This window comes from uncultured Planktosalinus sp., from assembly GCF_963973675.1.
Lineage (GTDB): Bacteria > Bacteroidota > Bacteroidia > Flavobacteriales > Flavobacteriaceae > Planktosalinus.
The window spans coordinates 1-6565 of the sequence record NZ_CAXBAN010000133.1 but is presented as its reverse complement, the minus strand read 5'-3'; the positions used below and the strand labels follow the sequence as shown (position 1 = coordinate 6565).

Genomic DNA, 6565 nt, shown 5'->3' with positions numbered 1-6565 from the left:
CCTATATACCTGAAGAATATGGCGGCGCAGGTCTTGATCAGATTTCGTATGGCTTGATTATGCAGGAAATTGAAAGAGGAGACAGCGGTGTGCGTTCTACTGCTTCAGTACAATCGTCTTTGGTTATGTATCCTATCTGGAAATATGGCACTGAGGAACAACGTCAAAAGTTTTTACCTAAGTTGGCAAGCGGGGAGTGGATGGGCTGTTTCGGGCTCACCGAGCCTGACCATGGAAGTAACCCGGCGGGAATGGTGACCAACTTTAAAGATAAAGGCGATCACTATCTTTTGAATGGTGCCAAAATGTGGATTTCCAATGCACCTTTTGCACAGGTTGCTGTCGTTTGGGCCAAAGATGAAAACGGACGTATTCACGGTTTGATTGTTGAAAGAGGTATGGAAGGCTTTTCTACTCCTGAAACCCACAACAAATGGTCGTTGCGCGCTTCAGCTACAGGTGAATTGATATTTGACAATGTCAAAGTACCCAAAGAAAATTTATTACCCAATAAATCCGGTCTGGGAGCCCCGCTGGGATGCCTAGATTCTGCACGCTATGGGATTGCCTGGGGAGCCATTGGTGCTGCCATGGATTGTTATGACACGGCATTGCGCTATTCCAAAGAGCGTATGCAGTTTGGAAAGCCTATTGGCCAATTCCAATTGCAACAAAAGAAACTTGCTGAAATGATTACTGAAATCACTAAAGCACAATTGTTAACCTGGCGTTTAGGTGTGTTAAGAAATGAAGGAAAAGCCACTTCAGCGCAAATCTCTATGGCCAAACGCAACAATGTGGATATGGCCATCAACATAGCTCGTGAAGCGCGTCAAATTCTCGGCGGTATGGGTATCACCGGCGAATACAGCATTATGCGGCACTCTATGAACCTGGAAAGTGTGATTACTTATGAAGGTACACACGATATTCATTTGCTGATAACCGGCTTGGACATTACTGGATTGAATGCATTTAAATAATATGTAAGCACTTTTTTATCAAAATTATGTATCTTTTCATTGAAATTTAAATGTATGGAAAGAACAAAAAGTCTGCTGCTCAAAAGTGTGTTACTCATCGTGGGAGGTTATTTCTCGATTATTTCCCTGATAGAAGCCAAGGGGTTTTTAGCACCCTTGGTGACTGCTGTTATTTTAGCCCTCTTAATGATTCCGTTTAGTAAAAAACTGGAAAGCTGGAAATTTCCAAAATTATTGGCTTCATTTTCAAGTACAATCGTTTTGTTGATTTTTTCATTGGGGATTCTTTCTGTGCTTTCTTTTCAGGTGAAAAGTTTTGTGGATGACTGGGATAACATCAAAGAAAACATGAAGCCTAGACTAGAATCTTTAGAGCAATTTGTGATTGAGAAAACCTGGGTTGATTCTGAAGAGTTGGAAACCTATAAGGAAGAAAACGATGTCTCCTCATTGCTTGTCAAAACAGATTCGGGTGAGAAAGCCTTTGAGGTGGTGAATAGTTTCTTTGGGTTTTTTACTGATGCCTTGCTCGTTTTTATTTATGTGTTTTTTCTGATTCATTACAGGAGCCGTTTTAAAACATTTCTTTTAAAACTTTTTTCAAAGGAACAGCAATCCAATGCCAAGGAAATTCTTTCAAAAACAACACAGGTGGCACAGGATTATCTGAGAGGAAAATTGATTTTGATTGTTTTTTTATCGGTTTTATACAGTATTGGTCTGGGAGTTTCAGGGGTGAGTAATTTTATTTTAGTGAGCATTATTGCAGCGGTTTTAACGTTGATTCCCTTTATTGGAAACATCCTGGGAATGTTACTTGCTATTGCTTTTGGTTTTGTGCTTAACGGCGATCTTAGTGTCTTAATAGGAATTGTAATTACCTTCTCAATCGTTCAATTTGTAGAAAGCTATATTTTTGAGCCTTATGTGGTGGGTGAAAAAGTAGATTTACATCCATTTTTTGTCATACTTGTTATAATACTTGCAAACATGGTGTGGGGTGTAATCGGAATGATTTTAGCGATTCCTGTTTTTGGAATATTGAATGTAGTCTTTCTGTATATTGAACCTTTAAAGCCTTTTGGTTATTTATTTGGAAATTCTAAAGATGAAACTACCTAATTACTCCTCGGGAGCCAGTGTGATTTTTAACCCTTCCAAATCCGGAGTGATGGGAATCTGGCAGCCCAAACGGCTGTTTTCTTTTACAAAAAAAGCTTCAGAAAGCATGGCTTCTTCTTCGTCGCCTTTTTCGGGTAACTTGTGGTCACTTTCTATATAACACTGGCAGGAGGCACACATCGCCATACCACCACAAATCCCAATAGTACCTTCAGGGGCGAGTTCAAAAGAACGTACCACCTCCATAAGGTTCATATTCATATCTGTGGGAGCTTCAATTTGGTGAGTAACACCTTCTCTGTCTTTGATTGTGATTGTAATATCTGACATTGAACCTTTAAAATTTAATCAATGGACTTCACCACTGCTTTTGGTGCTTCTTTTTTGCTTCCGTCAAAACCGTGAACACCTCCCACGGTGGTGTATTTCATGACATAACGCTTATCAGGGTGTATACGTTGGTAAGCACTCTGACACATTAGTGTAGCTTCATGGAAGCCGCATAAAATCAATTTTAATTTTCCGGGATAGGTGTTCACGTCACCAATGGCATAGATACCGGGAATGTTGGTTTGGTAATCCAATGTATTATCCACTTTAATCGCATTTTTTTCAATTTCCAGCCCCCAGTCTGCTATAGGACCCAGTTTTGGAGATAGCCCAAAAAGGGGAATGAAATAATCGGTTTCCAGAAGTTCTTCAGTTTTATCTGCTTTCTGAAATAGCACCGCGTCCAAATGGTCATTTCCTCTTAACCCAACCACTTCGGCAGGGGTGATTAAAGTAATTTTTCCCAATTTTTTGAGCTCTTGAACTTTTTCAACCGAATCCAAAGCACCTCTAAATTCATTTCTTCTGTGAACCAAGGTGACTTCAGAAGCTACTTCTGAAAGAAAAATACTCCAATCTAAAGCAGAGTCACCACCACCGGCAATCACTACTTTTTTATTGCGAAAAACCTCGGGGTTTCTTATAAAGTAAGCTACACCCTTATCTTCAAATTGTTGAATATTGGGAATGAGCGGTTTTCTGGGTTCAAAACTACCCAATCCGCCTGCGATGGCTACAACTTTAGCCTGATGTTTCAATCCGCTGGTGGATGTTACAATAAAGGATCCGTCTTCTTGTTTCTCAATGGTTTCAGCACGTTCTCCCAGGGTGAATCCGGGTTGAAAAGGCTCAATTTGTTTCATCAGATTGTCTACCAACTCGCCGGCCAACACTTCGGGAAAACCGGGAATGTCATAAATGGGTTTTTTAGGGTATAATTCTGCCAGCTGGCCTCCGGGTTGAGGGAGGGCATCTATCAAATGACATGTTAACTTTAAAAGCCCGGCTTCAAAAACTGTAAACAAACCTGTTGGGCCTGCTCCTATTATAAGTATATCTGTTTTAATCATTGAATTGTTTTCTGAAATAATAGGTAAAATTAAGTGAAATGAAAGTTGAGGAAATGATATCAGTCATTTTTAAGCTTCCAGATTGATCACGCGTTCAATTTGCGGGGCATATTTTTTAATGGTCATTTCCACACCGCTTTTTAGAGTCATTTGATTGACAGAACAACCCACACAGGCTCCCTGAAGTTGAACGGTTACACTTTTACCGTTCTCAATGGAAATCAAACTAATGTCGCCACCGTCACTTTGTAAAAAGGGACGAATTTCTTCCAATGCTTTTTCGATGTTAATTTTTAATTCCTGTTCAGTCATAGCTTATTTATTTACTGCACTGCAGCCGGCCATCGTGGTAATTTGAATGGCTTGTGTAGGCGGAAGGTTTTCATTTCTGTTTACTGTTTCTTGCACAATGTTTCGCGTTAGCGTTTCAAAAGCAGTTTCTAAAATAGTGCCGGTTTGCATAGCAGCAGGTCTTCCCACATCACCGGCTTCCCTGATGCTCTGCACCAACGGGACTTCTCCTAAAAAGGGAACTTCCAAGTCTTCTGCCAGGTTTTTAGCACCTTCTTTCCCAAAGATATAGTATTTGTTATCAGGTAATTCTTCCGGGGTGAAGTAGGCCATGTTTTCAACGATTCCCAAAACGGGTACATTAATGCTTTCCTGCTGGAACATGGCAACACCTTTTCGGGCATCGGCGAGGGCTACATTTTGAGGTGTGCTTACTACCACTGCACCTGTGAGAGGTAACGACTGCATTATTGAAAGATGAATATCACCGGTGCCGGGGGGTAAGTCTACCAGCATAAAATCGAGTTCGCCCCAGTCGGCATCAAAAATAAGTTGATTGAGTGCTTTGGCAGCCATTGGTCCACGCCAAATCACTGCTTGATTAGGCTGGGTAAAAAAGCCAATGGATAATACTTTTACACCATAGTTTTCAACGGGTTTCATTTTTGACTTTCCGTTGACGTTGACTGAAAGAGGTCGCTCGTGCGCCACATCAAACATAATGGGAATGGAGGGGCCGTAAATATCAGCATCGAGCACGCCTACTTTAAAGCCCATTTTGGCTAAAGTCACTGCAATATTTGCCGTTATGGTTGATTTTCCAACGCCACCTTTACCGGAAGCCACGGCAACAATGTTGTGAATACCCGGAATGTTTTTACCCTTTATTTGTGGCTTTTCAGGCGCGTTCACTTTGATATTGACTTTGACTTTTGCATCGGGATGCACGTGTTCCTGAATGGTGTTAATCACGTCGCTTTCAGCGCGCTTTTTAATGTGCATAGCCGGTGTGCTGAGCACTAGATCAACAATTACTTCATCGGCAAATGTGATTACGTTTTGAACGGCACCGCTTTCCACCATATTTTTTCCTTCTCCGGAAACGGTAATGGTTTCCAGGGCGTTTAAAATTTGTTGTTTATCTAACTTCATAGTTCTTTTTCAGTAGCTTATGTAGAATAATTCTAAAGTGCAAATATACAAGGAAAACTTGATTTGATGAAAGAGATTGATTTATTTGGTTGATGGAGGTATAAATAAATCTTTTCAGGATCCAACCCGATAAATTTTGAGAATGAAAGGTTTAATTCCTTAACTCACTCCCCGGGTCCCAAAAGTGTTTTTCAAAGTCAAGGATTTGATTGTCAATCACGTTAATGCCTTCACTTTCCAGAAGTTGTTGCATTAAATTTGTGCCGTCAAAGTGATGTTTGCCCGTAAGGAGGCCTTTTCTGTTCACCACGCGATGAGCAGGAACATCAGGTAAATTATGAGAAGCGTTCATTGCCCAGCCCACCATTCTGGCACTACCTGCGGCACCAATGTGTTTGGCAATAGCTCCATAAGAAGTCACTTTCCCATAAGGAATTTGCCTCACAACCTCATATACGCGTTCAAAAAAGTTGTTTTCATTTTCAGGCATTACATATCCTTTAGGATTTTAAAAAGAGTAATCACAGAGATCAATGCTGTAATGCCACCAATCATATAATTGATATTTAATTTGATTTTTTGTTTCTTTTTCTTGGCATAATTGAAATAATGTGCATAAGCAATTAACATTGTTAACGTGCCCACTATTGAACCTGCAACACAATAGGTAATGAAAGTTTTTGAGAAATCAAACCAACCAAAAGAAGAAAATGTGATACTTAGATACACCCAATAAGGCAAGGGAAATAAATTTAAACTTGCCAACAGCAAGCCTTGAAAAAAACGGTGTCTTTTTGATTTGTTTGCAATGGGTTGTGAAGGGGTTTTCTTTTCTTTGGCGATGAATAAAAAGTAGATGGTAATGCAAATAAAAATACCCAGACCCACTTGTTGAAGCATATCAATTACCTCAGGGTGTTTGTCTAAATACCTTGCAAAAATCAAAGCAATGTTGGTTTGAATACCAACAATTGTGATGACACCCAATGAGAATAGAAAAGCGTTTCTTCGGTTTTCTTTCATGCTTATTTTTGCCGCCGTCATGTTCAACAGCCCGGGAGGTATTACCCCAATGAGTGCAAAAACATACCCGAAAAAAAAGTACAAAAAGACTTCCATGAAACTCGTTTACCGAGTGAATATAAATAAAATTATTTAGCTGAGTTTAAATTTGATGTAGGTAATTTTTTTTCCGGCTTCTAAATACTGTTTTTCATAAAATGTTTGAATGTCTGTGACTTCTTTAGGGCTGTATTCATTACCATAGACATCGTGGTGAGCATAGAGCACTTCTTGATTTAAACCGTGAAGCAACCCCAAGGTGTAGCCGTGCATAAATTCGCTGTCTGTTTTTAAGTGAATGACCCCATCTGGTTTGAGCACTTTTTTATAGCGATTTAAAAACTCCTCATTGGTCATACGGTGTTTGGTGCGTTTATACTTGATTTGAGGGTCGGGAAAGGTAATCCATATTTCAGAAACTTCTTCCGGAGCAAAAACTAGATCAATGAGTTCAATTTGGGTACGCACAAAAGCTACATTGTTGAGGTTTTCATCCAATGCGGTTTTCGCTCCGCGCCAAAAGCGTGCTCCTTTGATATCGATGCCTATAAAATT

General features: G+C 40.0%; 9 protein-coding genes. 2 read left to right on the top strand and 7 right to left on the bottom strand.

The window, feature by feature from the left end; translation table 11 throughout:
* Both AACY61_RS06815 and AACY61_RS06810 read left to right on the top strand, forming a co-directional pair.
* On the top strand, nucleotides 1-983 hold a 983-nt coding region (locus AACY61_RS06815; protein ID WP_339610827.1), incomplete at its 5' end, for an acyl-CoA dehydrogenase family protein.
* A 54-nt stretch (nucleotides 984-1037) separates the two neighbouring features.
* Nucleotides 1038-2105, top strand: a complete 1068-nt coding sequence (locus tag AACY61_RS06810) for an AI-2E family transporter (RefSeq protein ID WP_339610826.1) — start codon at nucleotides 1038-1040, stop codon at nucleotides 2103-2105.
* Here AACY61_RS06810 and AACY61_RS06805 read toward each other — a convergent pair whose 3' ends face one another.
* The 7 genes from AACY61_RS06805 to trmB all read right to left on the bottom strand — a co-directional run.
* Nucleotides 2106-2435: a ferredoxin gene (locus AACY61_RS06805; RefSeq protein ID WP_339610825.1), complete on the bottom strand. Its 330-nt coding sequence runs from the start codon at nucleotides 2433-2435 to the stop codon at nucleotides 2106-2108. It lies immediately after the preceding gene.
* Nucleotides 2436-2449: 14 nt separating this feature from the next.
* The gene (locus AACY61_RS06800; protein ID WP_339610824.1) at nucleotides 2450-3505 is read right to left on the bottom strand and encodes an NAD(P)/FAD-dependent oxidoreductase; all 1056 of its coding nucleotides are present in this window, start codon (nucleotides 3503-3505) and stop codon (nucleotides 2450-2452) included.
* Nucleotides 3506-3574: 69 nt separating this feature from the next.
* Nucleotides 3575-3817: a NifU family protein gene (locus AACY61_RS06795; RefSeq protein WP_339610823.1), complete on the bottom strand. Its 243-nt coding sequence runs from the start codon at nucleotides 3815-3817 to the stop codon at nucleotides 3575-3577.
* Between the two features lie 3 nt (nucleotides 3818-3820).
* Nucleotides 3821-4948 carry an Mrp/NBP35 family ATP-binding protein gene (locus AACY61_RS06790; protein ID WP_339610821.1) on the bottom strand — a complete coding sequence of 376 codons (1128 nt, stop codon included), beginning with the start codon at nucleotides 4946-4948 and terminating at the stop codon, nucleotides 3821-3823.
* A gap of 151 nt (nucleotides 4949-5099) precedes the next feature.
* Nucleotides 5100-5438 (bottom strand): MGMT family protein, encoded by a 339-nt coding sequence (locus AACY61_RS06785; protein ID WP_339610820.1) that lies wholly within the window; start codon nucleotides 5436-5438, stop codon nucleotides 5100-5102.
* A complete protein-coding gene (locus tag AACY61_RS06780; protein WP_339610819.1) occupies nucleotides 5438-6067 on the bottom strand; it encodes a LysE family transporter in 630 nt (209 codons plus the stop codon). The genes AACY61_RS06785 and AACY61_RS06780 overlap by 1 nt, the downstream gene beginning before the upstream one ends.
* A 36-nt stretch (nucleotides 6068-6103) precedes the next feature.
* On the bottom strand, nucleotides 6104-6565 hold a 462-nt coding region (gene trmB, locus AACY61_RS06775; protein ID WP_339610818.1), incomplete at its 5' end, for a tRNA (guanosine(46)-N7)-methyltransferase TrmB.

Bases quoted from the DNA above. Each gene is read 5' to 3' on its own strand.
- AACY61_RS06810 (WP_339610826.1), top strand. From the start codon at position 1,038: ATGGAAAGAACAAAAAGTCTGCTGCTCAAAAGTGTGTTACTCATCGTG.
- AACY61_RS06805 (WP_339610825.1), bottom strand. From the start codon at position 2,435: ATGTCAGATATTACAATCACAATCAAAGACAGAGAAGGTGTTACTCAC.
- AACY61_RS06800 (WP_339610824.1), bottom strand. From the start codon at position 3,505: ATGATTAAAACAGATATACTTATAATAGGAGCAGGCCCAACAGGTTTG.
- AACY61_RS06795 (WP_339610823.1), bottom strand. From the start codon at position 3,817: ATGACTGAACAGGAATTAAAAATTAACATCGAAAAAGCATTGGAAGAA.
- AACY61_RS06790 (WP_339610821.1), bottom strand. From the start codon at position 4,948: ATGAAGTTAGATAAACAACAAATTTTAAACGCCCTGGAAACCATTACC.
- AACY61_RS06785 (WP_339610820.1), bottom strand. From the start codon at position 5,438: ATGCCTGAAAATGAAAACAACTTTTTTGAACGCGTATATGAGGTTGTG.
- AACY61_RS06780 (WP_339610819.1), bottom strand. From the start codon at position 6,067: ATGGAAGTCTTTTTGTACTTTTTTTTCGGGTATGTTTTTGCACTCATT.